Genomic DNA, 24,851 nt, shown 5'->3' with positions numbered 1-24,851 from the left:
CCAATGACCATCGACACCGCAACCCCGAACCGGAACTATCCGCTGCCAAGCGCGGGTAACGACCTCGCGCATGACGTGGCGCGCCTGATAGCCGCTTTGCAGGCCGTAGACGTGGACGTCGCAGCCATTCTCACCGCCCTGGTGCAGAAGGCCCCGCTACTCAACGCCGCGCTTTCTGGAACGCCTACGGCCCCGACGCCGGGCAGCACCGACAACTCGACCCGCATCGCAACCACTCAATGGGTGCGAGCGAACTTCGCTGACTTCATCGGCGCCGCACCGGCGGCCCTGGACACCATCGCGGAACTAGCGGCGGCGTTGCAGAATAACCCGGACATCATCACACAGATTCTGACGTCAGTTGGCCTCAAGGCGCCGCTTGCGAGCCCGGCCCTTACGGGCGTGCCCACGGCGCCCACTGCCGCCGCTGGCACCAATACGACGCAACTCGCCACGACCGCGTTTGTTTCTGCCCTGGGGGCGCTTAAGGCGAATCTCGCTAGCCCCGCGTTCACGGGCGCGCCTACGGCCCCCACGCCTGCAGGCGGGACTAACAGCACTCAGCTAGCCACCACGGCGTACTTGGACGCTGGCCGCCTTGGACTTGTCGCGAAGACCATCACCGACTGGAACACCGCCCTCGACAATGGCTGGTATATGGGAGCGGCAGTTGCCAATGCTCCTGATGCCAATTGGTACATCGGCGTTGTGGATGCACATCGAAACGACGCTTCGGGCTTCTGCACGCAAACAGTCCATAGGTTCGACTCGGCCACCGCTGCGAACACCCTTGCTTGGCGGCGTCATCGCGCAAATGGTGTTTGGGGAGCCTGGTACAAGCTCCAGATCAGTCAAGCCGAACAGGACGCGCGCTACGCCCTGAAAACCTCGGTCGGCACGATGGCAGCGAGGTCTATGACCATCACAACCGCCGCGCCCTCGGGCGGTGTTGATGGCGATGTGTGGTTTCAGGTGTAATCATGTCGTCATATGTGAAAGATGCCGGCGTCTGGAAGCCTGCGCTTACTGCCAATGCTAGCCGGATCCATATCAAGGACGGCGGGGTCTGGAAGCTACCTAAGCAGGGCTGGGCAAAGGATGCCGGTGTATGGAAACCGTTGTTTCCCCCGCGCATTAACTATCTGGGCTACACACTATTCCCGAACCCCGGCAATCAGGACTTCACTGTTGCTTCTGTCACAGTACCAGATGACTGTATTCTTGTAGCTACACTGCTTTCGTACGGCCCGGTGTCAGCGACCCCTACTGCTATGACGGTGGATGGTTCGGCAGGCACACTTGCTATTGCCACGACCTCGAATAACTACAAGGGTAGTATGGGGTACAAGGCTGTTTCAGCCGGCACTCATAGCGTTACTATGAGCCTTAGTGGTGGTAACGGGCAAAGTGGTGTGGCAGACGCTATCATGGCCTTTTGGGCAGTTACCGGGTACAGAAGCGGTGTACCTGTGACACAAAAAGCCACCGGCACTGCTACGTTTGCTTCTGCAACTATGACTGTGCCAAATGACAGTGCAACCATATGGGCACTTCTGCTAAGTAGCAACCCAACTAGGGTGTGGTCACTTGCTACGGAAAACCAATACGTTCTTGGACCTTCTGGCGGACGCAGCTTTGCACTAGCCCTCTTAGGCTATAACACTCCTGGCTCATACACGGAGACCGTTACGCTAAATAGCAGTAACCAGTCAGTGTTCTTGGGCATGAACTTTACATAAGAAAGGATTACTATGAGTAACGACATCTTCCTCGTAACTAACGAGGCTGGACTACGGTATACACAAGGTAATCCTGGCTGGATAACAGGTGACACGCCGGAAACCGCTCGTCGGTTGACGGCTGACGAACTCGTCGCCGCCGGCTATGGGCTGAAACTGATCGATGAACCGCCGACCTTTGATGCCGGTAAGCAGGCGTGCGCGGTCGCGCCGATTGATCAATGGGAACTCACGGAAACCACGGCTACGGTAAAGTACCTTGTCACCGATCTGCCTTTTGAAACTGTCCGCGACCTTAAGCTCGCCGCGTTAGCCGACAAGCGCTGGACCGTTGAGACCGGCGGAATCGCCATCAACGGCGCCCTGGTTCGAACGGACGCGAACAGCCAGGCTAAGATTACCGGCGCGGTTTCGCTTTTCCAGAACGACCCATCCTTGGAAGCGATTGATTGGGAGGCTCAGCCGGGCGTTTGGGTCACGCTGGACGCGGCCACCATGAAGGCTATTGGCATCGCGGTAGGGCGGCATGTCCAAGCCTGTTTCAGCCGCGCCAGGGCGTTGTCGGCCAGCATCATGGCAGCGGCAGATATCGAGGCCTTGGACGCGGTAGATATCGAGGCCGATTGGCCGGGCCAATGAAGCCCCGTCTCGGCGGTAAACGCAACATCCTTCGTTTGCGAAACGTCAACGCTGGCCTATGAAAGCGTTGACATTCGGAGATCGCAACTATGGCTGGCACTCAATTTCTGCACGGCGTCGAACTTATCGAAATCGATGACGGCCCCCGCCCCATTCGCACCGTCCGCTCTTCGGTCATCTTCGTGGTCGGCACCGCCCCGGACGCGGACGCCCTGGCGTTCCCGCTGAATACGCCGGTGTTGATCGCCGGTAGCCGCGCCGAGGCCGCGAAGCTGGACACCTCGGTCGGTAAGACCCGACTCGGCACCCTGCCGAACGCGGTCGACCTCATCCTTCAACAGATTGGCGCCGTCATCGTGGTTTGCCGTGTCGACGTGGGCGCTGACGATGGCGAAACCCTCGCGAACGTGCTTGAGGGCTGTTACAAGGCGCTTGAGGCGCAATCGGCCGTGGGCGTCACCCCGCGTATCCTTATCGCCCCTGGCTTCACCGGCGAGCGACCAGTCGGAATCGCCGGCCATGGCGCCATCACCCCCGGCAACGGCGGCGCAAACGGCACGTTCGCCCTTGCCTTCACCGGCGGAACCGGCTCGGGCGCCGAGGGCACCTTTACGGTTGCCGGCGGCCAACTCACCGCGATTACGATTACCAAGGCCGGCCGCTACAGCGTGGCCCCGGTCTTCTCGTTCGCTGCCTCGGCAGGCCTCGCGGGCGCCGCCTCGCCCGTCACGCTCGGCGCCACAGCGAACGCCGTTGTAGCCGAGCTTATCGGCATCGCGGAACGGCTTAAGGCCGTCATCATCGCGGACGGCCCGAACACGAACGATCCCGCCGCGATCACCTATGCCGACGACTTCGGTTCGAAACGAGTTTACGTGGTCGACCCTGGTGTGAAGGTTCCGCGCGGCGCGAACGTCAACAGCGAACCGGCTTCCTCGGCCGTTGCTGGCCTTATCGCCAAGATCGATAACGACCGCGGATTCTGGTGGTCGCCGTCAAACCAGAACATCAACGGCATTGTGGGCACCGACCGCGCAATCGATTTCGCCCTGGGTGACGCGAACAGCCGCGCAAACCTTCTCAACGAAGGCAACGTCGCAACGATCATCCGCGAAGACGGTTTCCGCCTTTGGGGCAACCGCACGCTGTCCAGCGACCCGAAATTCGCCTTCCTGTCCGTGGTTCGCACGGCGGATATCATCAATGACTCCATCCTTCGCGCTCACCTTTGGGCCGTGGATCGCAACATCACCAAGACGTACATTGATGACGTTGAGGAGTCCGTGAACGCCTACATTCGCAGCCTGGTTGCGATGGGCGCCCTTATCGGCGGCCGGTGCTACGCCGACCCGGACCTCAATTCGCCCGCGTCCATTTCCGAGGGCAAGGTGTGGTTCAACATCGAATTCACGCCGCCGTACCCGGCCGAGCACGTCATTTTCCGGTCGCGCATCGTCAACGACTTCCTTGAGGATCTTGTGCAATGAGCACCCCCACTTTTGCGCTGCCGCGCCAGCTTAAGGCGTTCAACCTGTACAATGACGGTCTTTCCTACGCCGGCCGGTGTGACAGCCTCACGCTTCCCAAGATCGCGTTCACGACCGAAGAGCACCGGGCCGGCGGCATGGATGGCCCGAAGAAATTGGAAATGGGCACGGAAGCGCTCACCGCGTCCATCATTCTTTCCGATTACGACCCTGCCATCATCAGCCTTATCGGCGTCGACGGCATCGCCCTGGTCGCTCGCGGCGCCCTCCAAGCCCAGGGCCAGGCCGCCGAGGCGGTGGTTATCAACATGCGCGGCATGTTGACGGAAGCCGAATTCAGCGAGTGGAAGCCCGGCACGAAGTCCACCAAGACGCTTACCTACGAACTCGATTACTTCCGCTATCGCCAGGCGGATGTCGAGTTTGTGGAAATCGACATCATCAACATGGTTCGCAAGATTGGCGGCATCGATCAGCTTGCCACTCAGCGAACCGCAATCGGCCTGTAAGGAAGCATGAACGATGACGACCGATATTCGCAAGCAGAAGCGTCACCCGCTGGTCGAGCCCATCACGATTGAAGGGCGCGAGGTCACGGAAGCCATCTTGCGCCGGATCAAGGGCAAGGACATTCGGGATATGGACCGCCAGGATTCGGACCTGGACAAAACGGCGTTCATCATTTGCCGCCTCGCCGGCTGGCCGCCCGAGGCGTTCGATGAACTGGACGCCGAGGATATCGACGCGCTCGGCAAGATCATTGAGGGTTTTATGGGGAGGCGGAAGCGAGCGGCCTAACGCTCGAATCCGTCTCTAACCTCATGGCGGATATCGCCGTAATCTTTCACTGGCCGCCGTCCGAACTTTGGGAACTAGACCTTTCGGAACTTGTGATGTGGCGGGGCCTCGCCGCCGCTCGCGCTGGCAAAGCGAAAACGTAAATGGCCGGGAAGCCCACGGCGGAAGCCACCGTAAAGCTATCGCTGATCGACCGGATCACCGGGCCGATTAAGCGGATACAAGCGCGCCTCGCCGCGCTTGGCACGCGCTTGGGCTTTGACCGCATCGGCGCATCCGTCAACCGCCTCGGAAAGAGCATTGTAGGCCTCGGGAACGGCCTTACCCGCACGACCGCGCGGTTGTCTTCGTTCGTGGCCCTTCTCGGCCTCGGCGCCTCGGGTGCCGTCGCTGGCGCCTTCGCCCTGGCGAAGAGTGCGTCGGACCTCGGCAGCGAGATAGGGGAAGCCTCATTCAAGCTCGGCATCGGGGTCGAGGCGCTGCAGGAATACCGCTTCGCCGCCAAAATGAGTGGCATAGAAAATGAAACCCTGACTAAGGGTATTCAGAAGCTCGGAATCAACGCCTCGGAAGCCGTCAAAGGCAATAAGCAGATGGCGAAGAGCTTCCGCGCGCTCGGCGTTCCGTTGAAGGATACCAAGGGCAAGATGCGGTCGACCGAGGCCGTTCTTAATGACACCTTCACGGCGTTGGCGAAGATCAAAGACCCGCTTCGCCGCAACGCCCTGGCGTTCAAGCTGTTCGGCAAGTCCGGCGTCGACATGGTCAAGATGCTTTCCGATGGCGCGGAAGGCCTGGCAGAAATGCGGCATCAGGCGCGGCTAACCGGCACCGTCATGAGCGCCAGGGCCGCCGCCGCCGCCGATGAATTCGGCGACAACCTTGACGCCCTGTTGATCCGTTTCGAAGGCCTGAAGCTTTTTCTCGGGGTCCAGCTTCTGCCCGTCTTAAACGAGGTCATTGAGGCCACCACGCAATGGTTCGATGCCAACGCGGGCCTTGTTCGGCAAACAATTTCGGATTGGGTGAAGAGCTTCGCGCAAGTGCTTCGCGATCTCATGAATCCGGCTTCGGAGATCCGGCAGCATATCGCCGGCATGGCCGAAGGTTTTTCGTCTTTCCTGGCGACGATCAAGCCCGTTGTGGACTTCGTCGGCGGCCCGATGAACGCCACGCTTCTAGTGCTCGGGGCGTGGACGGCGGCACCTCTCATTACCGCCCTTACGGCGGTCACGGCGGCGTTCGTCACTCTCGGCGTCACGATCATGGCGACGCCCGTAGGCTGGATACTGGCGGCTGTTGCCGCCATCGCAGCCGCCGCGTATCTGATCTATCAGAATTGGGATAAAATCGCGAAGTGGTTCGGCGAATTTTGGGATTACGTCAAGGGCCTGTTCGCCTCGGCGGTAGCGTACATCCAAGGAATCGCGGGCAAGCTCTACGATGCCGGCGTCGCCATGGTTCAATCCATTTGGGATGGCCTCAAATCGAAGTGGGCGGACGTGGTCGCCTGGCTGAAAGGCGCCGTCAACGATTTGGTCGGCTGGCTTCCTGATGTCATCAAAACCAAGCTCGGCATTGACATAAACGCCGCCAAGCTTCCCGAGGGGCCGAATGCCCCCGCCGCGCGTGCAGGGGCCGCCGTGGGCGCGCTTGTGCCGCCGAAGGTAGAAACTCCCCCGCCGCCCTCGGCGCCCTTTGTGTCGGGCCAGAAACCGGCGGATATGGGCTCGCTGTCCGCAACTATCCGCGACCTCATGAAGCCGTTGAGCGAGGTGACTAAGCAGGGCTCGCCGACCAAGACTGACGAAGTCGACGCCGGCACCGTCAAGGCGGCTAGCATACAGATAGCGGAACCGCTCACCGTTCATGAGCCGCAACAGATCAATGCGCCGCTCAACGTTGGCGGCATCACCGTGAACGTGCAAGGCATGACGCCAGGCGAGGCGCAGCTAATGGTTACGCGCGCCATCGGCGCCGCCCAAGCCAGGCAGCAAGCTAACATTCAATCGAGCCTTTCGGATTGATGCGATGTCTACAATGATGGGCCTCGGGCCGTTCCGTTTCAGCCTTTCAACGGCGGCCTATCAATCGCTTGAGCGAAGCGATGAATTCCGGTGGGTCGCGCAAGAGCGCATCGGCCGCGAGCCCGCCGCGCAGTTCATCGGGCCAGGTCAAACCACGTTCGCCTTGAGCGGGACGATTTACCCGCACTTCCGGGGCGGATGGGGCCAGGTCGAGGCGATGCGGGCTATTGCCAAGACCGGGGCGCCGCAAATGCTGGTTTCCGGGCTCGGGCGAATATTCGGATTGTTCTACATCGAAAACGTGTCCGAAACGCAAACCATCTTTTGGGATAACGGCGCCCCTCGCAAACAAGAATTCAACCTTGATCTTAAGAGTTACGGCGCCGATGGGGGCCTTTTCTAAGTATCGTGGGTACGGCGACGCGGTAGGTTCGGCTATGGTGTTTGCGAATTGCAAACTGGTGGCAGATGAACATTTACCGCGCCAGCGATGGCGACATGGTCGATGAAATTTGCTGGCGCTTCTATGAGAAGGGCCAACAGCCGCTTGCCGTCGAACGGGTCTATGACGCGAACCAAGGCTTGGCGAAGCTCGGGCCGGTGCTGCCGGCCGGAACTCTTGTCAATCTGCCGGATCTTCCGCGCCCGCAAGCCACCCCGATAATTCGGATTTGGGGTTAGCTATGACCCCGTTTGCTTCCTTCTCTTCCGATGGCGCGGACATCACCGGCGGCCTCGCCGACCGGCTTCTCTCGGTCGAGTGTCATGACGAAGCCGAAGACAAATCGGACCGCGTGACTATCGAGCTTGACGACCGCGCCAGGTGGAGCGACGGCGCCGTCGCCGCGCTTCCCCTTATCGGGTCCACCATCACCGTAACCCTCGGCTACCGCGAGGGGCAGGCGACCGAATTCGGGCCGTACCTCATTGACGATTTGGAAGTGTCTTCGCCGCCCCGGACGCTTCGCGTAACCGGCCGCTCGGCGAAGATGCCGAAGTCGTTCCGCACCCCGAAGACCGAAAGCTATCATCAGAAGACGGTCGGCGCGATCATGAAGGAAATCGCCGGCCGGAATGGCTATGAGGCCAAGATTGATCCGGCGTTGTCCGGCATCGTCATGCGCCATATCGATCAGCGCAACGAGTCGGACATGGCCTTTGCGACGCGGCTCGCGGGCATGCATGACGGCGTCGCCAGGCCGGTGGCGGGCAAGCTCGCGGTGGCGAAGCGTGGCACCGGCAAGAGCGTCACCGGGGAAGCCCTTCCCGAGGTCAAGCTTACCGAAACCGATTGCATCAAATGGTCGTTCAAGTATTCGGCCCGAGACGAAGCAGGCGAGGCCGGTGGCCTGGACGAAGGCGGCGGCGGTTCCTCGGCACAAGGGGCTGCAGGGGACGCCGGGGATACCGCCAGCGGGCAAACCGAAGGCGAGTCCATCATCGACCTGCCGGAAGATGAAGACGGCGGCGAGGGCGATAAGGGCGGCGTCCGGGCCTACTGGACCGATATTCGCACCGGCGAGACGAAGGAAGCCACCTCGGGGCAAGAGCCCTACCACGACCTCCGCTATAGCTATCACAACGAAGCCGAGGCCCAGGCGGCGGCGGACGCCTACAAGAACAAGAGCGCTCGCGGCAAAGCTTCGTTCTCTTGTGACATCGGCGGCGACCCGACCGTGCAGGCCGAGGCAAAGCTTATCCTGTCCAGTTTCCGGCCGTACATTCCGGCGGAATGGCGGATCAAGACGGCGACGCACCGCTACGGCCCGAGCGAGGGTTATACGACCGCGATTGACGCCGAGCTATTCGCGGAAAAGCAGAAAGACGTTCCGGCCGGCGTCAAGAAAACCAAGCCCACGGACGACGACAAGATTGACCCGGACGCGCCGGCCGAGCCGGTCGAGCCCACGGCGCCGACCGATGGCTTCATTATCGATGTCCCGGCCGATGGGGCGGCGCAATGAGGCTGGTCGACAACTGGCGCAAGGTCGCCCGGCACTCTTGGGCTATCCGGCTCAACGGTTTCGCCGTGGTGTCCGTGCTTCTGTACGGCGCCGAACAGGCCTGGCCGTTCCTCTACGGCTACGTGCCGATTTCAACGCCCTTGTTCGCAGCGATCACCGGCGCCCTTTCGGTTGCCGCCGGGATCGCGCGTCTCATCCCTCAACAGAAGATCTCAGGAGCACGAAAGCAATGGCAAGCAGGGCGAGCGCACGCGCGTACAAAGCAATCGCGACCGTCATGGCCGTCGCGTCTCTGGTCGGCGGCCGGTACATGGTTTCGGCGCCCGGCGAAGAGCCGATCCCGGCGGCGGTAAGGCTCGCGGTCGACGCGAATATCATCCCTTGGGAAGGCCTTGTGCTGTCCGCGCATTGGGACCGCTTTTCGAAGCGCTATGACATCTGCCACGGCGACACCCTCATCAACGGCAAGCCCGTCACCGCCGGCATGCGCTTCACAAAGGAAGACTGCTACCGAATCCTGATCGTGCGCGTCGTCCATGACTATTACAAGCCGCTCACCCGCTGCATCGCCGGCTTCGATACCCTGCCGATTTCGCTTCAGGCGTCCATGATTTCCGGCGCCTATAACTTCGGCGTCGGCTCGACCGAGAAGCGGACCGGCCTTTGCGGGTCCAGCGCCGCCAGGTTCGCCCGAGCCCGCAACTTCTATGCCGCTTGCGAGGCGCAAACCGCCTTCAACAAGTCCGGAGGCCAGTTCGTGCAGGGCTTGGACAATCGCCGCAAGAACGGGGACGCAACCCGCATCGGCGAGGCCGAGCTTTGCGAGTCCATGCCGGCGACCGGCCTGCCCGTGAGGCCGAACTAATGGAAAATCTCAAGGCCGTTTTCATCCCGGCAATCGACATGGTGCTTCGCGTCGCTGGCGCCGTATCGCTCGCGGTAATCGCGGGCTTCCTGATTTGGTGGCTGTCATGATGGCAAAGATCAAACTCGCCGTTGGCGTCTTGGTGCTGCTCGCCTTCCTGGCGCTCTTCGGCGCCGCCGCTTGGTATCGAGGCGACGCCATCGAGGCGAAGGCGGAAACCGCACGCGTGCAAGCCAATCTCGACAAGGCGGTCGAGGCAAACAAGGTGAGCGCGGACACCATAGACCGCATGCAGAAGCAAGACGCGCTCAACGACAAGATCTCGGCGGAACTGATGCAAAAGCTTGCCGCCGCGAACACCGCATTGACGGAAAAAACCACGGCTCGGGCCGACCTGAAAGGCAGCAATGAAACCGTTCGCTCTTACCTCGACACTCCTGTTCCTGATGACTTGCGCCGGCTGTACGACCACTAAGCCGGAAGTGATCGTCAAATACGTGACTGTCAAAGAGAAGGTGCCGGCGGACCTCATAGCGCCGGTGCCGCCGGCATGGCGCAAGGCCGGCGGCCCGGCGAAAACCGAAGATTGGATCACGCGCGGCGACGTCAACGAGTCCGCGCTCAAGGTGTGCACTGCCCAGGTTGGCAGCGTGCGCGAATGGAACGGGGAGCCGTAGGGCGATGTCGCAAACCGGTGTAGAGCGGACGCTTGGCATATTGCTAGCCAAGGTCGAGGGCATCGAAAAATCCATTGCCCTGGCGGATACGCAGCGCGCCACCGTGCACCGGCGCCTTGACGAAATGGTGAGCGAAGTCGGCGACCTTCGCGCCGAGGTGGCAACCATGAAAGCGGACGTAAAGGACTCCAAAACGATTACGGACGAAGTGAAGCAATGGAAGCAACGCGGCATCGGCGCGCTGTTCGTGTCCGGCATCGCAGGATCAGCCTTCGGCGCCGCCGCCGTGGGCTTCGTGATCTATTGGTGGGAATCGGTCTTGCGCGTGTTGCGAAGTGCCTAGGGCTAGTCCTTGATATGCAGGGTGTCTTTCAGGCTAACATCGACGCATTGCCACTTCGACGGGGTGTCGTTTTGAGGGTTGATGAGACTGCCATCGTTCGAACAGTTATCACCAATGACCCAAGCATTGTCGCCAAGCTTTACATTGATGCAGTTTTGGAAGTCGCCAGCAGTAGCACACGCCTGGCGGGCTTCACCAAACTTGCTGCATAGGTCTACCCATTTGCACAGGTGAGCGTGCCGAGCTTGGCTTTCCTGATCAGCTTTCGCACGGGCTTGGCTAGCTATCGCACGCTCTGCTGCTTGCTCCTGTTCAAGCTTAATCTGCGCAGCGGATTTTGGAGGCTGTACAGGTGGCGGATCAAAAATTCTTGCCAAAATCCCTATGGAAGCCAACCCAAGGAACGCTATCAGAAGCGGCCTCAGCGTGTTCTTAGTTTGATCGCCCATATCACTTGTCCCCCTTGCGATACAGTAGTCTTTGGAGATCCCTCTATACCGCTTTCTTCGGATACGCGATGACCCGCGCCGGCAGATGCGCGCGGGCGGAGGCCGGAAGCATCATATAGGCCCTCAAGAAATTGATCGCATAGAATGGCGGAGCGCCGCTGTCCACGCGGTCTGTAAGCCACCTATTGACCTGTACCGAGGTCTTTCCGAGAAGCCCGGCAAGCTGTTTCTGTTCCAGCCCGGATTGCTGGAAAAGCAGTTCGAATTCGCGTTTGTCGTCGGCGGCGGTGCTCATTTGCTCACTATACTTTTTGCATATTTTCCGTTCAACGCCGCAATACCGCAACCTTGCCGCCGCCGGTCATGATCGTTTTGACCGATTCCGCCGCCGTGTCCGCCATCTGTTGAGCCGCGCCGGTGAGAAGGTAGGCGTAGCGCTTGGTCGTTTGCGTGTCCATGTGGCCTAGCAGGCCGCCGACTTGCGAAAGCTCCAAACCGGCGGAAAGGCCGGCCGAGGCGAAGAACCGGCGTAGGTCGTGGGGCACAAGATTTTCGGTGATGCCGGCGGCCTTCATCAGGGCTTTCCATGGCTTCGTGACGTTGACAAGGTGTCCGTGGCCGTGGCGGCCGGGTATCAGATACGGGTTGCCCTTCACCTCGGGGATCTTCGCGATGACCTCGCGCGCCAGGGCGGACAGCGGCACGATTTTTTCGCCGGTCTTCGAGTCCGGGAGGTGAAGGCCGTCCGCCTTTACCCACTCGCGTTTAGCGGTCTGGATTTCGTTTCGGCGAGCACCGGTGAAACACAGAAGCTCGACCAGGCCCGCGAAAAAGGGATTCGGTTCCCAAAGCGCATTGATCGCTTGCAGCAACCGGAACGCCTCGTCGGCCTGGGGCACGCGCTTGCGCTTGTGCTCTTTGTACCGCTCAACATGGACCGGATTGGATTTGCGTGGGCGCCAGCCCCATTTTTCGGACAGGTTGAAGGCCTTTGAAAGCAGGGCGGCGACGCGGTTCGCCGCGCTCGGCGTCTTCCTCATCTTGAAATGCAACGCCTCGACCTCGGCGTCCGTCACGTCTGCCACGGCTTTGCCGGGGCCGAAGTGCGGCAGAATATGGTTGTTCCAAAAACCCTCATTGTCTTTCCGATAACCCGCTTTGTTGCGGCCCTCGGAATATTCCAGATGCCGGTCGCGAAGCTCGGCCATCGTCGGCCGCGCCTCAAGTTCCGCCTTCTCCCCGGCGGGGTCTTCGCCCCTGGCGACGCGGGCCAGAACGTCTTTCGCCTGGGTGCGGGCTTCTGTGAGAGTGATGAACCGGAAGTCGCCGACCTTATAGGCGCGTTGCTTGCCGACCTTGTTCCGATAGGACAAGTAAAACACGGACTTTGTCGCCAAGTAGCGAAGGCGAAGGCCTGGCGTCTTAGGATCGTTCCATGCGGTGCCAGGCGGCCCGCTCGCCGCCGGGCCTTTCTTATCCTCGGCCATGGGTCTAGACGCGCATAGGCATGAGCACGGCGAACTCGCCGGCAGGGCCGCCAGCGCTCACCATGAGCGGGTCGCCTGCACCGGTGAAGCCGAGCCGAATCCGCTTCGCCCCGAAGGCCTTTGCCATGTCCGCAAAATAGCGGCTGTTGACGCCGAACGCGTCGACACCCTCGGGCGACTCGCCACGGAAGACGGCGGACACCGTACCGAAATCAGGGTTGTTCGCGGTGACGGAAATGCCGCCCTCACAGGGGGCCACCTTGACCGCTGTTTGCCGCTCGCGCCTCACGCCGCTTGTGGCGCGATGAAGCTTGCCGATCTTGCTGGCGTCCAGTTCGAATTCCTTGAACGGCCCCTTGGGAACAACCCGGCGCCAATCAGGGAAGGTGCCGTCGATAACCTTTGTGCGGATGACGAAGTCGCCGAAGGCAAATTCCGCCCTGATGTCATCAACGGAAAGAACGACCTCTTTGCCAGCCGCGAGGTGAGCGACAGCCTTGATAGCGGCTCGAGGAATGATGACGGTCGGGCGGCTGACGATGTTGGCGACAGTCTTCGCCTGGCGCGAGCCGAGGCGGTGGCCGTCCGTGGCGATGGCCCGCACCATGCCGTCATCGTTGAAGCTGAATTCAAAGGCGACGCCGTTGAGGTAATAGCGGGTTTCTTCGGTCGATATAAACGGCATTGTGAGGCCGAGAAGCCACGACATGACGCCCTCGGCGAGCGGGACGCGGCGGAAGCCAGCGTCGGAGAAGTTCGGCCCGTTGAGGCGCGGTGCATCCTCGGCGGGCATCGGGATAATGGCGGCGGTGAAATCGCCACAGGCGAACGACACGCGCGCCTCGCCCGGCATCTTGCGGATTTCTACCGTGGCGCCGTCCGCGCCCTTGATGAAGTTCGCCAGGGTGCGCAACGGCACCGCGAAAGCATCGCCCTTTCCTTCCGCCGGCACACTGGTTTCAATCGCTAGGCCGATGTCGAATAGCGAGACGCCGAGGCGATGCGCGTCGGCGTCCATAGACAGGGTAACGCATCCGAGAATCGGGATAGTGTTGCGCGGCTCGCTGTATGGCAGGAGGGCGGCCAGCGCGTGCCGGAACGCGGCGGCCTCAACCTCAATGGATAAGCCTTCGTCGGCTTTCTGCGGCTTGCGGACGGTATCGAGCATAGCTAGACCTCATTGATTAAATGCAAACGGTTGATATGCACCATGAATAGGCTAGCGTTTGCAAACTGTCAACATCTGCCAACACATTGCCATCAAACTTTTGCGAAAGGGCGGGAATTGGTGCTATCAGATGCAAAGAGCGGCCCGTGCGAATGATACGGTTTGCGCGGTGCTGATAACCCCTGGAAAAGCTGGAAAGCTGTTTCGTAATGATGGGGTCGCGTGTTCGAGTCACGCAAGCGGCACCAAATTTCTCCACGAGAACCAAATAGTTACCGGAGGCCGGGCGGTGAGCCGTCTGCCCGTGAACCATAGGCAATGGGGCAGGCGATAAAAGATCACCGGCGGGGGAATCTGCCCCAACGGAATAAGGGGCTATATCTTTGGTCCTTTCAGACCATTGCGTTCGTCAGGACGGACCTCGGTCGATTGTGGGCTTGCAGGCAAATCAGACAGTCTCGCGATCGCACCGGCTGATAACCCCAAGCCCCCCGCCCTATCGGTCGGTGCGTGCCCGGCTTGCGGACCTCAAAATCCTAACCACAAAAGCGAGCCGGGCTTCCATCCGCGTGCCCGTGCCGAGACGTAATTTGTCGGAAATGCCATGAGGAGTTGGACGGTCTACCACGTCGATTTCGGAGCAGAGGGCAACAGCCCGCTTCTAACTGAAATCGGAAGCGTTGAAGCCGACAATCTTTTGGCAGCGGTGATGAAGGCACAAGCTTTGTGGCCCGATGAGAGATCAATGACCGTCCGCCCGGCCGGAGAAGACAGCCAATCGGCACAGCCGCCGGCCCCACAGCGCGACACCGATTGAACCCAGGGGGCGATCGGACCGCTCGCTACGGCTCCAAAGCCCCGACATGATCCGGCCACGCCTTCCGTACTACCCGGCGTGTCACACAAGCGGCATGATTTTCACGCCTTCCCAGCCCTGCACCACGTCATCGGCGCATCTCGGCCATTGTCGGGAGTAGCTGTTGGTGGGAAACTCCCTTTGTCAGCATGGGAGGTCGAAATGCCCAATGGTTTCAAGACCGGAGACGTCGTCAGGCTGAAATCCGGAGGCCCGGAAATGACTGTCAGCGACGGGGCGGCTTCCGGCACGTATCTGTGCCACTGGTTCAACCGCGAGGGCGACGTCTGGACGCCGCAGCATGCAGGCTTCAAGCAGGACCAGCTGGTGGCGGTCGACCGGCCGAGATAGTCGTCGCCTTCTGCCCTTAGGAATCCTTCGATCCGGCTGCGTCGGATCCGGTAGGCTTGTCGTCCGGTCGAAAAAGGACCGACGGATTTTGCTTTGCCTCGCGTTCAATGGCTGAAGCGTAGCCGCCAATGGCCACGTCCAACCGGAGACGAGAGCATGATCCGCCCCACCCTATTCGTCGTTGCCCTTGGCCTGCAGACCGCTGCCGCGGTTGCCCAGACAACGGCGCCGGCCCCTGCCCCGGCCCAGACGGCGCCGAGCACCTCGGCTCCGGCCGCCAAGTCCGACCTCACCAAGTCCGGCCTGACGCTGGAAAAGTTCGAGGCGCGTCGAGAAAAGGCGTTCACGCGGGCCGACAGCGACAATGACGGCAAGGTCAGCCTCGCCGAATGGACCGCTTTCCAGACCGCGCGCAAGGCCAAGGCCGATCCGGCCAAATCCTTCGCGCGCATGGACACCAACAAGGACGGCTTCGTCGACAAGGGCGAGCTCGACGCCTTCCTCGCCAAGCGCTTCGCCAGGCTCGACAAGAACAGCGACGGCGTGCTCAGCGCCGGTGAGAGGCCAGGCCACAAAACCGCTCCCAATGAGGAGCAATGACCACGAGGTTATGCCGCGCAATGACACATGGGAGCGCCCCTGTTGATGGGCGCCGATCCGGACGAGGAACTGGTACACCGCATTGGCGCCGGCGACCCCGCCGCCGTGCAGGCGATGGTGGCGCGCAAGCTGCCGCGCATCCTGGCCCTGGCCACAAGGATGCTCGGCGACCCGGCGGAGGCCGAGGACGTCGCCCAGGAGACTTTCGTGCGCATCTGGCGCCACGCATCGGGCTGGCGCCAGGGGCACGCACGCTTCGACACCTGGATCCACCGGGTGGCGCTCAACCTCTGCTACGACCGGGTGCGGCGCCGGCGCGAACGGACGACCGACGAGCTGCCGGAGGTGGCGGACGAGGCGCCGCTTCCCGATGCCATGCCGGGCGACGAAGAGCGCAAGGTCAACCAGGCGCTGCAGCGCATCGCGCCGCGCCAGCGCGAGGCGATCGTGTTGGTGTATTATCAAGAGCTGTCCAACATCGAGGCCGCCGGCGCCATGCAGGTCAGCGTCGATGCGCTGGAAAGCCTGCTCGCGCGCGGCCGGCGCGCTTTGCAGGCCATGCTCGTTGGAGACGATGGCGATGACTGAGACAGCAAGGGCATTGCCGGCTTCGCGGCCCAGGACGTGGGGGGCCACGTCGGAACGGCGGAAGGGGGAACGGGATGGCTGAGAAGAGAACGCAAGGGCCGATGGATGCCAAGCGCTTCGCCGCGCTGGCGGATGCCTATGGCAGCACCTTGCACCGCTGGCCGCCGGCCGAGCAGGCCGCCGCGATGCTGTTTGCCGAGACCGAGCAAGGCCTCGCCATCCTGGCGCGCGCCGGCAGGCTCGACGCCATGCTCGACCGGCATCGGGTCGAAGCACCCAGCCCGGCACTGCATCGCATGATCGTCGTCCGCGCCGCGACCGAGGTCAGGCAGGAGCGCCGCCGGCGGTTCTGGTGGCTGGGCTTCGGGCTCGCGGGCGCCGGGCTGGCCGGCGCCGTGGCGGGGCTGGCACTGGTGACCGTCGTCAGCCCGGATATCCAGCCCGATCATTATGTGATGGACGCCAATGCCACGTCGTTCGGCGACGCCGGCCCGGATGCCGACCAAACCGAGGAAGATTTATGAACCCCCGTCTTGTCGCGGCATCCTTGGTGCTCAACGTCTTTCTGGTCGGCGCGCTCGCGGGCGGAGCGGGCTGGCTGATCGGCAAGTCCAATCCGGGCTATTCGCTGGAATCGGCCGGCGGCAGGTTGCCGGCCGCCGACCGCAAGGTCTTCCGCCAGGCGTTGCGCGAGGTGCGCCGGGAGTCGCGTGACGTGATCCTCGACGGACAGGCCGCGCGGCGCGAGGCGGCGAACCTTCTGCAACAGCCGGCTCTCGACACCAATGCGCTTGCCGCCGCCCTGGAGCGGGCGCGCAACGCCGATCTTACCGTTCGCACCAGGCTGGAACAGCGCATCATCGAATTCGCCGCATCGGGCTCGCCGGAGGACCGCCGGCTGCTGGCGGATGCTTTGTTGCGACGCGCCGGCCGGCAGCCGCCACCTGCAAAAAAATTGCCATAGGCGGCGACGGAAAGGGCAAGCGCGCTCCGTTCAAGGGAAAGAGGGACAGGCCTGTGACCGCCTTCGGCGGCGGGCAGGTTCTCTTCGACCTCGAAACTTTCGGAGTATCCGATGAACAGTCTGACGAAATATTCGCTCGCAGCCGCGCTCGCCATCGGCGGAACGGCCGCCGCAAGCGCCGCCTCGGCGATGCCGATCGCACCGGTTGCACCCTCGCCGGCGCTTATCGAGCATGTCGCCTGGGGCTGTGGCCCGGGCTGGCATCCTAACTATTGGGGCCGCTGCGTCCCCAACCGCCGCGTGATCTATCCCGGTTATTATTACTGGGGCGGGCCGCGCGTCTATGTCGGCCCGGCCTGGCATCCTTACCACCGCTGGCACCACTGGCGCCGCTGGTGATGACCTGCTCATGACGCCGGTGCTGCGGCCGGCGTTGTGAACGCTCTTGCTATCATGCAACATGTCGCCCGGCGCGATCTGCGTCGGGCTCGGACGGAGGCTTCGTTGGCCACACCGGTTTCAAAGTCCGTATCGCCTGATCCGGCGCTGGTGGCGCTCCACCGCTTCGGCCTCGGCGCAAAACCCGGCGACGATTTCGGAAAGATCGCCGCCGATCCGCGCGGTTACCTCAAGGCCGAGCTCAAGCAGCAGGACATCGCGCTCATTTCCCCCGACGACCCACGGAATGCCGGGCTGCTGGACAGCACCGCGGCGATCCAGGCCAGCATGGCGGCAACCATGGAGCGCAAGGCGGCGCGGGCCGAGATGGCGGCGGTCGTCATGCAGCCGATGGCAGCGGATGATCCAGCCGGCCCCGCCGTGGCAAAAGCCAAACCCGCGGTGCCGCGTGTCGAAGCCGACATCTATCGCGACGAGGCGCAGGCCCGGTTCGACAAGGCGCTCACTGCGGCGCCCGGTTTCGTGGAGCGCCTGGTCGGCTTCTGGTCGAACCATTTCTGCGTCTCCGTCGCCAAGGCGCCGGTCGTGCGGGCCTGCGCCGGGGCCTTCGAACGCGAGGCGATCCGGCCCTTCGTGCTCGGCCGCTTCGCCGACATGCTTTTGGCCGTCGAGCATCATCCGGCCATGCTGTTTTATCTCGACAACCGGCAGTCCATCGGCCCCGATTCCCGCGCCGGCAAGCGGCGCGGACGCGGCCTCAACGAGAATCTCGCCCGCGAGATCCTGGAGCTGCACACGCTGGGCGTCGGCAGCGGCTATACTCAGGCCGACGTCACCAGTTTCGCCGCCATGCTGACCGGCTGGACGATGGCCGGGCGCGAGGGGCGGCTGGGCGAGCCGGGAAGCTTCGTCTTCAACGCCAATGCCCATCAGCCGGGCCAGGCCGCGCTGCTCGGCAAGACCTATCCCGACGGCGGCATGGGCCAGGCGGAGGCGGCGCTCAACGACATTGCCCGTCACCCGGCCACCGCGCAGCACATCGCCACCAAACTTGCCCGTCATTTCATTGCGGACGATCCGCCCCCGGCGGCGGTCGCCCGTCTGGCCACGGTCTTCACCAAGACCGACGGCGACCTGCGAGCGATCGCGTTGACGCTGATCGACATGCCCGAAGCCTGGTCGACGCCGCTCACGAAGCTGCGCTCGCCTTTGGACTATGTCGTGGCGCTGCGGCGAGCGGTCGGCGCCACCGCCGGCAACGAACCGCAACGGTCGCTCGGCTGGCTGAACGTGCTCGGCGAGCCGCTGTGGCGACCGCCGGGGCCGAACGGCTTTTCCGACCAAACGGATGCATGGGCCTCGGCCGAGGGCCTGAAGACGCGGCTGGACATTGCCTGGCAGGCGGCGAAGCAGGCGGACGATGTCGGCGATCCAGACGAGATGCTGGCCTCGCTGATCGGCACATCCGTGTCGGCCGAGACACGGCAGGCGATTTCGCGCGCGGAGTCCAAGCAGCAAGGCCTGGCGCTGCTGTTGATGGCGCCGGAATTCCAGCGCCGGTAATTCCAGCGCCGGTAATTCCAGCGCCGGTAACAGTGATGGAGATGCGGCCATGAGCCTTCTTTGCGAAACCCCCAGCCTGTCCCGCCGCGCGGTGCTGATGAGCGGCGGCGCGCTGTTTGCCTGGGCCTATCTGCCGCGCTTGGCGCGCGCTGCCGACAATCGCGATCCACGCCTGATCGTCATCGTGCTGCGCGGCGCGCTGGACGGGTTGTCGACGGTCGGTCCGGTCGGCGATCCAGACTATGCCGGCCTGCACGGCGATATCGCGCTTTCGCTCTCAGGCGCCAACCCGGCATTGCCGCTTGACGGTTTCTTCGCCGTCAACCCGGCAATGCCGGTGTTTGCGCGCCTGTTCAAGGCGGGCCAGGCGGCGGTCGTGCATGCGGCGGCGACCGGCTACCGCGACCGCTCGCATTTCGACGGCCAGGACGTGCTGGAAAGCGGCCTGCCGGCGCCCGGCAACGCCACGACCGGCTGGCTCAACCGGGCGTTGGCCAGCCTGCCGGCGGGCGAGCGTGTGGCGAAGCTCGGCGGACTGGCAGTCGGGCCTTCGACGCCGCTGGTGATCCGCGGCGGCGCGCCCGTGCTCGGCTGGGCGCCGCAGGCGCTGCCGACGCCCGGCGACGCCTTGGCCGAACGCGTGCTCGACCTCTACAACCATCGCGATCCTGTGCTGGCGGCCGCACTTCAGAAAGGGCTCGACGCCGACCGCATGGCGCTGGGCGACCAACTCGACGGCAAGACGATGAAGCCCAAGGGCGGCCTCGACAACGCCGCCGGCATGCGGCAGTCGGCGCAAGGCGCGGCGAGGCTGATGGCGGCCGATGACGGGCCGCGCATCGCAGCACTCGCCTTCGACGGCTGGGACACGCATGTCAACGAAGGCGGCGCCACCGGCCGGCTCGCCAATCTGCTCGGCGGCCTGGACGGCGCCTTCGAGGAGTTCGAGAAAGGGCTCGGCGCGCGCTGGAAGGACACGGCGGTCGTCGCCATCACCGAGTTCGGCCGCACAGCGCGCATCAACGGCACGGTCGGCACCGATCACGGCACCGGCACGGTGGTGCTGCTCGCCGGCGGCGCGATCAAGGGCGGCCGCGTCATCGCCGACTGGCCGGGACTGAAGCCGGCGCAGCTCTACGAAGGCCGCGACCTGGCGCCGACCAGCGATGTGCGCGCGGTGCTGAAGGGGCTACTGGCGGATCAGTTCGGGCTTTCCGCTGCGGTGCTTGGCGACAAGGTGTTTCCGGAGTCGGCGGCGGTGAAGCCGATGCGGGACTTGGTTGTTTGAACGAAATACGCCCGCGCCGTTTTCGGGCGCGGGCGTCCACGCTTTTCTGAAAGCGGTCACCACCTCCAATAGCCGGGGTGCCAGCGGTGATGCGCCCAGAAGCCGGGATGCCAATGGCGCACGGGCCGGATGAACCTGCGTCCGTTGGGCACGCAATTGCCCCAGCGGTTCACGTGCCAGCCGGGACCGCAGCGCCAGCCGACGGTTTCGATGGGCAGCGGCGCAGCAACAGGCTTGGCCATTGGCATGGCCTGCGAGCCGACACTGGACAGCATCAACGTGCCGGCAGCCATGGCGAGAGGCAGAAAGTATTTTGCGAACATGCGTTGTCTCCGTAAATTTGTCCCTACCTCCGTGAAACGGAGGACAGGGCCTAATTCCGTCGGAGCGGTGCGGATCACATCCTCGTTAGCGGCCAGATCGGCGGCAGCAATCCGGATATCCTCTCAATTCCCTTAGTCCCTCGACATTTCCAAGTTGTTTTGCTTTTTTGTCTGGAGATGGGGGAGAATATGTCTATTTCCGTTCTTGTTGTTATTGGTGCCGGTGCGGCTGGCTTAGCAGCAATTGTCAGCGCTGCAAAAAAGTCTGCACAGAAGAAACGTCGCGCTTTGCTTCTAGCAAAATATGGCGACGAGGAGATCGCGGATTGGATCATGATCCGACGAATTTGGCAGGGCATGACCTTTGAGCAATTGATCGATTCCTGGGGAAAGCCAGCGGATATGACCGAGCGGGTCTATAAAACGAAAGTCGCGCACACGTTGAAATACAACCAAACTGGCAAGAACCGCTATAGCGATCGCGTTATAGTAGAGAATGGCATAGTGGTCGGCTGGGATCAGAAATAATCGCCATTTATTTAAGGTGATTCTAGTTGAGCGTCGCCACCGTCTTCAGCGCGCCGTCCAGCATGTCGCCCTTCTCGTCCTTCAGCGCCGCCTCGCGGAGGCGGCGGATCCAGTCGGCGGCGTCCTCCCTGCCCTCGAGCATGGGAAGCGCCGAGAGCACGCGGTCGAATTTCGACTGGGCGCGGGCATGGGTGTCGCTGTAGCCCTTGATCAGCCGCCGGCAGTTCAAGATTTCGACTCCGAACGCATAGTCTTCACCTGCCTTGCTGAGCGCCAGGCCGTACCAGCGCTCGAGATGCTCGACCTCGACCCTGTGGCGCAGCAGGCGGCGGCGCCAGCGGCGCAGGCCGCCGATGAACCACAGCATAGCGAAGCCGGTGAAACTGTCGGTGCGGATGTGACGGCCGCGATTGATGCGGCGGTCGAGGAAGGCGGCGAGTTTTGGCCGGTTCTCGATGTAGCTGCCGAGCCCCGCCGGCAGGGTGCCGCAGAATTCCTCGATGCGCGGATGGAAATATTCGGTGACCTGCAGGACCGAGCCTTCCTTGACGCCGACCTCCTTGCGCACCCGCTTGTCTCGCGTCGAGCGTGTCTTCAAATCCGCGACGCGGATCATGTCGTCGTAGCACATGGCGTTGGCGAGATGCTTTGCCGCGGCGATCGACAGCGTGTAGCCGCGCTCCGCATTGTCCAGCGCCACCGCTTTGCCCAACCGGTCGAGGTATTCGCCGCCATAGGCGATGTCCTGGTAATCGACGACCTTCTTCAGCCCGCGCTCGGCCATGTCGCGCACGGGCTCCGCGAGCAATGCCACGCGACCGGCAAGCTCCTGCCAACCCTGAAGGAGGGTTTCCGGTCCGCTGACCTTCGCCGTCGACTTGGGTTCGGCCGCCGCCGGCTTCGCTGTCTTATCGTCGGCCGGCGCTGCCGCAATCCCGCGCGCGCGATCGTAAGCAGCGCCGAAGGCGGCAAGGCTCGGCTTGACGCCACGGCCGCCGGCGCCGATCGCCTGCTCGTAGCTTTCGCGGGTGAAGGGCAGCGCGTCGGAGCCGGCCAGCGCGCCGAGCAGGCTGGCCGAGATCATCGTGCCGTTCTCGGCGGCAATCTTTTCCATGTCGAAGGCGATGAAGCGCCTGGCCGCCGCTTGCGCCGTCGCATGCACTTTTTCCGACGAGGCGCGGCCGTCGCCCGGCTCGATCTTTTCCGAGACGGCGGCGATGCGGTGCGAGGACGTAATCAGCGTGGTGCGCTCAGGCGTGACGAAACCGCGGATGATGGCGCGGCCCGCCTCCATCAATTCGGCGGCGATCAATATGTCGACGTCACCCTGCGAAGGCGACAGCGCGAAAACCGGCAGCCGGCCGGTGTCGCGGGCCATCTCGATATAATAGATCGTCGCGCCGGTGCGCTGCGCGACGCCGGCCACCGAGGTCGATTGCGCGATATAGCCGTTGCGCTCGGCGACATCGGTGATCCAGTCGGCGAGCACGCCGCCGCCTTGGCCGCCGACGGCGAGCACGGCGAGCTTTATCACACGCTCGTCGTCGGAGGCGCCGGCCTTCGGGCGCAGGGGAGAAGCCTGGTCAAGCATCGGCGAACATCAGGCGGCGGCTCTCGCGGCGGCGCTGCAGAAGGCCGATCGCGGCGCGGCGCGCCCCTTCGAGGAAACGGTCCCAGCGGCCGGGATTGTGGACGACGTCGGCGCGGTAGAAGGACGGGCAAAGCACGGCCGCATCCGCCACCTCGCCGCAATTGCCGCAGCCGACGCAATTCTGGTCGATCGAGGCGACCGGATCGTCGCGCAGCGGATCGTCGAGCGACTTGACCGACAGCGACGGGCAGCCGGAGAGCCGCATGCAGGCATGGTCGCCGGTGCAGATATCCTCGTCGACGCCGAATTTCGGCTTCACCACGCGCTCGCCGCCCTTGATCGCCTTGTCGACCAGGGGCTTCTCGCGGCGCTGGCGGTTGAGCATGCATTCGGACGAGGCGACGATGACCTTCGGCCCCTTCTCCTCAGTGGTCAGCGCGTCGCGCAGCGCGGCTTGCATCTTGCCGACATCATAGGTGCGGTCGATGTGGCGCAGCCATTTGACGCCCATGCCCTTCACCGCTTCGTCGATCGGATGCCTGGTCGACTTGGTCCGGTTGTTGGCGCGTGAGGACAGGATGTCCTGGCCGCCGGTGGCGGCCGAATAGAAATTGTCGACAATGACGATGACGCCGTCATTCTTGTTGAAGACGGCGTTGCCGATCGAGGAGGTCAGGCCGTTGTGCCAGAAGCCGCCATCGCCGACGAAGGAGATCGAGCGCCGCTTGGCGTCCGGCGAATTGAAGGCGGAGGCCGAGGCCGGCCCCAGCCCATAGCCCATGGTGGTGGCGCCGAGCTCGAAGGGAGGCATGATCGAGAACAGATGGCAGCCGATATCGGAGGCGATGTGGTGCTTGCCGAGTTCCTGCTCGACCAGCTTCGTCGCGGCGAAGATCGGCCGCTCGGGACAGCCGACGCAGAAACCCGGCGGACGACCGGGAACGACATTGATGAGATCGGCGGTGTCGACCCCTTCACCCAGCTTGTTCGGCGCGCGGATTTCGCCCGGCAGCAGGTGCGGAGCGTTGGCGCGCAGGAAGGAGCCGATGCCGTCGAGCATGACCTGCCCGGTATATTCGCCGGCCATCGGCAGATGCTCCTTGCCGACCAGCTTCGTGCCGCGGCCGGCCTTGTGCAGCATCGCGGCAAAGGCCTGCTCGATATAGTTGGGCTGGCCTTCCTCGACGACCAGCACCGCCTGCTTGCCTTCGCAGAAGGCGAGGAACTCGTCGTCGACCAGCGGGTAGACGGCGTTCAGCACATAAAGCGGCACGTCGGTGTCGCCATAGGTGTCGGCAAGGCCGAGCCGCTGCAGCGCGCGGATGACCGAATTATACATGCCGCCCTGCATGACGATGCCGACCGAGCCGTGGTCCGGCCCGAACATCTCGTTGATCTTGCGGCTCTTGATGAAATCCACCGCCGCCGGCCAGCGCTTGGCGACCTTCTCCTTCTCATGCAGGAAGGAAGCGGGCGGCAGCACGATGCGGCCGGTGTCGCGGCGCGGCGCAGACAGCGCATCGGCGACAGACATTGGCGGGCGCTTGTTATCCTTGGCGGTGAAGTGGCCGTGGACGTGGCAGCAGCGGATGCGCACCTGCAGCATCACCGGCGTATTCGACGCCTCCGACAGCTCGAAGCCGTCCTCGACCGCCTTGACGATCGACGGCAGGTTCGGGCGCGGGTCGAGCAGCCAGACCTGGCTCTTCATGGCAAAGGCATGGCTGCGCTCCTGCATGATGGAGGAACCCTCGCCATAGTCCTCGCCGACGATGATCAGCGCGCCGCCGGTGACGCCGCCGGACGCCAGGTTGGCCAGCGCATCGGAAGCGACGTTGGTGCCGACCGTCGACTTGAAGGTGGCGGCACCGCGGATCGGATAATGCACGGAGGCGGCGAGCATGGCGGTGGCTGTCGCTTCCGAGGCGCTTGCCTCGAAATGCACGCCTAGCTCGCCCAGGATATCCTGCGCGTCGGCCAGCACGTCCATCAGATGGCTGATCGGCGCGCCCTGATAGCCGCCGACATAGCCGACGCCGCATTGCAAGAGCGCCTTGGTGATGGCGAGGATGCCCTCGCCGGCGAATTCCTCGCCGGCGCCAAGCCTCAGCTTTTCGACTTCCTTGGCAAAAGACCGTTCGGCCATCTCTGCCTCCT

At 63.2% G+C, this 24,851-nt stretch carries 31 protein-coding genes; 24 read left to right on the top strand and 7 right to left on the bottom strand.

The window, feature by feature from the left end; genetic code table 11:
- Positions 1-3: 3 nt before the first annotated feature.
- The 14 genes from LB528_RS12025 to LB528_RS11960 all read left to right on the top strand — a co-directional run bounded on the left by LB528_RS12025 (position 4) and on the right by LB528_RS11960 (position 10,539).
- Positions 4-978, top strand: a complete 975-nt coding sequence (locus LB528_RS12025) for a pyocin knob domain-containing protein (protein ID WP_224715030.1) — start codon at positions 4-6, stop codon at positions 976-978.
- Between the two features lie 773 nt (positions 979-1,751).
- Positions 1,752-2,378 (top strand): DUF4376 domain-containing protein, encoded by a 627-nt coding sequence (locus tag LB528_RS12020; protein WP_224715029.1) that lies wholly within the window; start codon positions 1,752-1,754, stop codon positions 2,376-2,378.
- 89 nt (positions 2,379-2,467) lie between these two features.
- The gene (locus LB528_RS12015) at positions 2,468-3,865 is read left to right on the top strand and encodes a phage tail sheath subtilisin-like domain-containing protein (protein WP_224715028.1); all 1,398 of its coding nucleotides are present in this window, start codon (positions 2,468-2,470) and stop codon (positions 3,863-3,865) included.
- Complete coding sequence (locus tag LB528_RS12010; RefSeq protein WP_224715027.1) at positions 3,862-4,374, top strand: phage major tail tube protein; 513 nt, start codon at positions 3,862-3,864, stop codon at positions 4,372-4,374. The genes LB528_RS12015 and LB528_RS12010 overlap by 4 nt, the downstream gene beginning before the upstream one ends.
- Before the next feature lie 13 nt (positions 4,375-4,387).
- Positions 4,388-4,663 carry a phage tail assembly protein gene (locus LB528_RS12005; protein WP_224586727.1) on the top strand — a complete coding sequence of 92 codons (276 nt, stop codon included), beginning with the start codon at positions 4,388-4,390 and terminating at the stop codon, positions 4,661-4,663.
- A gap of 23 nt (positions 4,664-4,686) precedes the next feature.
- Positions 4,687-4,806 (top strand): GpE family phage tail protein, encoded by a 120-nt coding sequence (locus LB528_RS12000; RefSeq protein WP_127255541.1) that lies wholly within the window; start codon positions 4,687-4,689, stop codon positions 4,804-4,806.
- Positions 4,807-6,690: a phage tail tape measure protein gene (locus LB528_RS11995; RefSeq protein ID WP_224715026.1), complete on the top strand. Its 1,884-nt coding sequence runs from the start codon at positions 4,807-4,809 to the stop codon at positions 6,688-6,690.
- Positions 6,691-6,694: 4 nt separating this feature from the next.
- The gene (locus LB528_RS11990; RefSeq protein ID WP_224715025.1) at positions 6,695-7,093 is read left to right on the top strand and encodes a phage tail protein; all 399 of its coding nucleotides are present in this window, start codon (positions 6,695-6,697) and stop codon (positions 7,091-7,093) included.
- A gap of 65 nt (positions 7,094-7,158) precedes the next feature.
- Positions 7,159-7,371, top strand: coding sequence for a tail protein X (locus LB528_RS11985; RefSeq protein WP_127255545.1), 213 nt, complete (start codon positions 7,159-7,161; stop codon positions 7,369-7,371).
- 2 nt (positions 7,372-7,373) lie between these two features.
- Positions 7,374-8,654 (top strand): phage late control D family protein, encoded by a 1,281-nt coding sequence (locus LB528_RS11980; protein ID WP_224715024.1) that lies wholly within the window; start codon positions 7,374-7,376, stop codon positions 8,652-8,654.
- Positions 8,655-8,931: 277 nt separating this feature from the next.
- Positions 8,932-9,519 (top strand): glycoside hydrolase family protein, encoded by a 588-nt coding sequence (locus LB528_RS11975; protein ID WP_224715023.1) that lies wholly within the window; start codon positions 8,932-8,934, stop codon positions 9,517-9,519.
- A 106-nt stretch (positions 9,520-9,625) separates the two neighbouring features.
- Positions 9,626-9,994, top strand: a complete 369-nt coding sequence (locus tag LB528_RS11970) for a hypothetical protein (protein WP_224715022.1) — start codon at positions 9,626-9,628, stop codon at positions 9,992-9,994.
- A 7-nt stretch (positions 9,995-10,001) separates the two neighbouring features.
- Positions 10,002-10,196 (top strand): hypothetical protein, encoded by a 195-nt coding sequence (locus LB528_RS11965; protein ID WP_224715021.1) that lies wholly within the window; start codon positions 10,002-10,004, stop codon positions 10,194-10,196.
- A gap of 4 nt (positions 10,197-10,200) precedes the next feature.
- Positions 10,201-10,539 (top strand): DUF1515 family protein, encoded by a 339-nt coding sequence (locus LB528_RS11960; protein ID WP_224715020.1) that lies wholly within the window; start codon positions 10,201-10,203, stop codon positions 10,537-10,539.
- Between the two features lie 2 nt (positions 10,540-10,541).
- On the opposite strand, the gene LB528_RS11955 is transcribed toward LB528_RS11960, so the two are convergent.
- From LB528_RS11955 to LB528_RS11940, 4 genes are read right to left on the bottom strand one after another with little or no spacing between them, the layout of a single operon-like run.
- Positions 10,542-10,988, bottom strand: a complete 447-nt coding sequence (locus LB528_RS11955; protein WP_224715019.1) for a hypothetical protein — start codon at positions 10,986-10,988, stop codon at positions 10,542-10,544.
- A gap of 43 nt (positions 10,989-11,031) precedes the next feature.
- Entirely contained in the window at positions 11,032-11,283 is a 252-nt protein-coding gene (locus LB528_RS11950) for a hypothetical protein (RefSeq protein ID WP_224715018.1), read from the bottom strand.
- A gap of 31 nt (positions 11,284-11,314) precedes the next feature.
- The gene (locus LB528_RS11945) at positions 11,315-12,475 is read right to left on the bottom strand and encodes a site-specific integrase (RefSeq protein ID WP_224715017.1); all 1,161 of its coding nucleotides are present in this window, start codon (positions 12,473-12,475) and stop codon (positions 11,315-11,317) included.
- 4 nt (positions 12,476-12,479) lie between these two features.
- Positions 12,480-13,643 (bottom strand): DNA polymerase III subunit beta, encoded by a 1,164-nt coding sequence (locus tag LB528_RS11940; RefSeq protein ID WP_224715016.1) that lies wholly within the window; start codon positions 13,641-13,643, stop codon positions 12,480-12,482.
- Positions 13,644-14,247: 604 nt separating this feature from the next.
- On the opposite strand from LB528_RS11940, the gene LB528_RS11935 reads away from it, so the two are divergent.
- The 9 genes from LB528_RS11935 (at position 14,248) to LB528_RS11895 (ending at position 20,252) form a co-directional block, all read left to right on the top strand.
- On the top strand, positions 14,248-14,460 hold the full coding sequence (locus LB528_RS11935; protein ID WP_224715015.1) for a hypothetical protein: 213 nt from the start codon (positions 14,248-14,250) through the stop codon (positions 14,458-14,460).
- Between the two features lie 201 nt (positions 14,461-14,661).
- On the top strand, positions 14,662-14,850 hold the full coding sequence (locus LB528_RS11930; protein WP_224715014.1) for a YodC family protein: 189 nt from the start codon (positions 14,662-14,664) through the stop codon (positions 14,848-14,850).
- A 156-nt stretch (positions 14,851-15,006) separates the two neighbouring features.
- Positions 15,007-15,450: an EF-hand domain-containing protein gene (locus LB528_RS11925; protein WP_224715013.1), complete on the top strand. Its 444-nt coding sequence runs from the start codon at positions 15,007-15,009 to the stop codon at positions 15,448-15,450.
- Positions 15,451-15,495: 45 nt separating this feature from the next.
- A complete protein-coding gene (locus LB528_RS11920; protein ID WP_224715042.1) occupies positions 15,496-16,038 on the top strand; it encodes an RNA polymerase sigma factor in 543 nt (180 codons plus the stop codon).
- 74 nt (positions 16,039-16,112) lie between these two features.
- Entirely contained in the window at positions 16,113-16,562 is a 450-nt protein-coding gene (locus LB528_RS11915; protein WP_224715012.1) for a hypothetical protein, read from the top strand.
- Entirely contained in the window at positions 16,559-17,002 is a 444-nt protein-coding gene (locus tag LB528_RS11910; protein WP_224715011.1) for a periplasmic heavy metal sensor, read from the top strand. Before LB528_RS11915 ends, LB528_RS11910 begins: the two co-directional genes overlap by 4 nt.
- Positions 17,003-17,113: 111 nt before the next feature.
- Complete coding sequence (locus LB528_RS11905; protein WP_224715010.1) at positions 17,114-17,401, top strand: GCG_CRPN prefix-to-repeats domain-containing protein; 288 nt, start codon at positions 17,114-17,116, stop codon at positions 17,399-17,401.
- Positions 17,402-17,455: 54 nt separating this feature from the next.
- Positions 17,456-18,964 carry a DUF1800 domain-containing protein gene (locus LB528_RS11900; protein ID WP_411962148.1) on the top strand — a complete coding sequence of 503 codons (1,509 nt, stop codon included), beginning with the start codon at positions 17,456-17,458 and terminating at the stop codon, positions 18,962-18,964.
- Between the two features lie 49 nt (positions 18,965-19,013).
- On the top strand, positions 19,014-20,252 hold the full coding sequence (locus tag LB528_RS11895; RefSeq protein ID WP_224715008.1) for a DUF1501 domain-containing protein: 1,239 nt from the start codon (positions 19,014-19,016) through the stop codon (positions 20,250-20,252).
- 56 nt (positions 20,253-20,308) lie between these two features.
- Here LB528_RS11895 and LB528_RS11890 read toward each other — a convergent pair whose 3' ends face one another.
- Complete coding sequence (locus tag LB528_RS11890) at positions 20,309-20,575, bottom strand: GCG_CRPN prefix-to-repeats domain-containing protein (protein ID WP_224715007.1); 267 nt, start codon at positions 20,573-20,575, stop codon at positions 20,309-20,311.
- A 189-nt stretch (positions 20,576-20,764) separates the two neighbouring features.
- On the opposite strand from LB528_RS11890, the gene LB528_RS11885 reads away from it, so the two are divergent.
- Positions 20,765-21,103 carry a hypothetical protein gene (locus tag LB528_RS11885; protein ID WP_224715006.1) on the top strand — a complete coding sequence of 113 codons (339 nt, stop codon included), beginning with the start codon at positions 20,765-20,767 and terminating at the stop codon, positions 21,101-21,103.
- Positions 21,104-21,125: 22 nt separating this feature from the next.
- Here LB528_RS11885 and LB528_RS11880 read toward each other — a convergent pair whose 3' ends face one another.
- Positions 21,126-22,694 carry an indolepyruvate oxidoreductase subunit beta family protein gene (locus LB528_RS11880; protein WP_224715005.1) on the bottom strand — a complete coding sequence of 523 codons (1,569 nt, stop codon included), beginning with the start codon at positions 22,692-22,694 and terminating at the stop codon, positions 21,126-21,128.
- Positions 22,687-24,840 (bottom strand): indolepyruvate ferredoxin oxidoreductase subunit alpha, encoded by a 2,154-nt coding sequence (locus LB528_RS11875; protein ID WP_224715004.1) that lies wholly within the window; start codon positions 24,838-24,840, stop codon positions 22,687-22,689. The genes LB528_RS11880 and LB528_RS11875 overlap by 8 nt, the downstream gene beginning before the upstream one ends.
- Positions 24,841-24,851 lie beyond the last annotated feature (11 nt).

Origin of the sequence: Mesorhizobium sp. CA4, from assembly GCF_020165075.1 — a bacterium.
Lineage (GTDB): Bacteria > Pseudomonadota > Alphaproteobacteria > Rhizobiales > Rhizobiaceae > Mesorhizobium.
Note: the sequence above shows the minus strand (reverse complement) of the source record. Positions and strands in the feature narration are given on the sequence as shown.

What these genes read in the sequence shown, in the direction of transcription:
- LB528_RS12025 (WP_224715030.1), top strand. Translation starts at nt 4, where the DNA reads ATGACCATCGACACCGCAACCCCGAACCGGAACTATCCGCTGCCAAGC.
- LB528_RS12020 (WP_224715029.1), top strand. Translation starts at nt 1,752, where the DNA reads ATGAGTAACGACATCTTCCTCGTAACTAACGAGGCTGGACTACGGTAT.
- LB528_RS12015 (WP_224715028.1), top strand. Translation starts at nt 2,468, where the DNA reads ATGGCTGGCACTCAATTTCTGCACGGCGTCGAACTTATCGAAATCGAT.
- LB528_RS12010 (WP_224715027.1), top strand. Translation starts at nt 3,862, where the DNA reads ATGAGCACCCCCACTTTTGCGCTGCCGCGCCAGCTTAAGGCGTTCAAC.
- LB528_RS12005 (WP_224586727.1), top strand. Translation starts at nt 4,388, where the DNA reads ATGACGACCGATATTCGCAAGCAGAAGCGTCACCCGCTGGTCGAGCCC.
- LB528_RS12000 (WP_127255541.1), top strand. Translation starts at nt 4,687, where the DNA reads ATGGCGGATATCGCCGTAATCTTTCACTGGCCGCCGTCCGAACTTTGG.
- LB528_RS11995 (WP_224715026.1), top strand. Translation starts at nt 4,807, where the DNA reads ATGGCCGGGAAGCCCACGGCGGAAGCCACCGTAAAGCTATCGCTGATC.
- LB528_RS11990 (WP_224715025.1), top strand. Translation starts at nt 6,695, where the DNA reads ATGTCTACAATGATGGGCCTCGGGCCGTTCCGTTTCAGCCTTTCAACG.
- LB528_RS11985 (WP_127255545.1), top strand. Translation starts at nt 7,159, where the DNA reads ATGAACATTTACCGCGCCAGCGATGGCGACATGGTCGATGAAATTTGC.
- LB528_RS11980 (WP_224715024.1), top strand. Translation starts at nt 7,374, where the DNA reads ATGACCCCGTTTGCTTCCTTCTCTTCCGATGGCGCGGACATCACCGGC.
- LB528_RS11975 (WP_224715023.1), top strand. Translation starts at nt 8,932, where the DNA reads ATGGCCGTCGCGTCTCTGGTCGGCGGCCGGTACATGGTTTCGGCGCCC.
- LB528_RS11970 (WP_224715022.1), top strand. Translation starts at nt 9,626, where the DNA reads ATGATGGCAAAGATCAAACTCGCCGTTGGCGTCTTGGTGCTGCTCGCC.
- LB528_RS11960 (WP_224715020.1), top strand. Translation starts at nt 10,201, where the DNA reads ATGTCGCAAACCGGTGTAGAGCGGACGCTTGGCATATTGCTAGCCAAG.
- LB528_RS11955 (WP_224715019.1), bottom strand. Translation starts at nt 10,988, where the DNA reads ATGGGCGATCAAACTAAGAACACGCTGAGGCCGCTTCTGATAGCGTTC.
- LB528_RS11950 (WP_224715018.1), bottom strand. Translation starts at nt 11,283, where the DNA reads ATGAGCACCGCCGCCGACGACAAACGCGAATTCGAACTGCTTTTCCAG.
- LB528_RS11945 (WP_224715017.1), bottom strand. Translation starts at nt 12,475, where the DNA reads ATGGCCGAGGATAAGAAAGGCCCGGCGGCGAGCGGGCCGCCTGGCACC.
- LB528_RS11940 (WP_224715016.1), bottom strand. Translation starts at nt 13,643, where the DNA reads ATGCTCGATACCGTCCGCAAGCCGCAGAAAGCCGACGAAGGCTTATCC.
- LB528_RS11935 (WP_224715015.1), top strand. Translation starts at nt 14,248, where the DNA reads ATGAGGAGTTGGACGGTCTACCACGTCGATTTCGGAGCAGAGGGCAAC.
- LB528_RS11930 (WP_224715014.1), top strand. Translation starts at nt 14,662, where the DNA reads ATGCCCAATGGTTTCAAGACCGGAGACGTCGTCAGGCTGAAATCCGGA.
- LB528_RS11925 (WP_224715013.1), top strand. Translation starts at nt 15,007, where the DNA reads ATGATCCGCCCCACCCTATTCGTCGTTGCCCTTGGCCTGCAGACCGCT.
- LB528_RS11920 (WP_224715042.1), top strand. Translation starts at nt 15,496, where the DNA reads ATGGGCGCCGATCCGGACGAGGAACTGGTACACCGCATTGGCGCCGGC.
- LB528_RS11915 (WP_224715012.1), top strand. Translation starts at nt 16,113, where the DNA reads ATGGCTGAGAAGAGAACGCAAGGGCCGATGGATGCCAAGCGCTTCGCC.
- LB528_RS11910 (WP_224715011.1), top strand. Translation starts at nt 16,559, where the DNA reads ATGAACCCCCGTCTTGTCGCGGCATCCTTGGTGCTCAACGTCTTTCTG.
- LB528_RS11905 (WP_224715010.1), top strand. Translation starts at nt 17,114, where the DNA reads ATGAACAGTCTGACGAAATATTCGCTCGCAGCCGCGCTCGCCATCGGC.
- LB528_RS11900 (WP_411962148.1), top strand. Translation starts at nt 17,456, where the DNA reads ATGCAACATGTCGCCCGGCGCGATCTGCGTCGGGCTCGGACGGAGGCT.
- LB528_RS11895 (WP_224715008.1), top strand. Translation starts at nt 19,014, where the DNA reads ATGAGCCTTCTTTGCGAAACCCCCAGCCTGTCCCGCCGCGCGGTGCTG.
- LB528_RS11890 (WP_224715007.1), bottom strand. Translation starts at nt 20,575, where the DNA reads ATGTTCGCAAAATACTTTCTGCCTCTCGCCATGGCTGCCGGCACGTTG.
- LB528_RS11885 (WP_224715006.1), top strand. Translation starts at nt 20,765, where the DNA reads ATGTCTATTTCCGTTCTTGTTGTTATTGGTGCCGGTGCGGCTGGCTTA.
- LB528_RS11880 (WP_224715005.1), bottom strand. Translation starts at nt 22,694, where the DNA reads ATGCTTGACCAGGCTTCTCCCCTGCGCCCGAAGGCCGGCGCCTCCGAC.
- LB528_RS11875 (WP_224715004.1), bottom strand. Translation starts at nt 24,840, where the DNA reads ATGGCCGAACGGTCTTTTGCCAAGGAAGTCGAAAAGCTGAGGCTTGGC.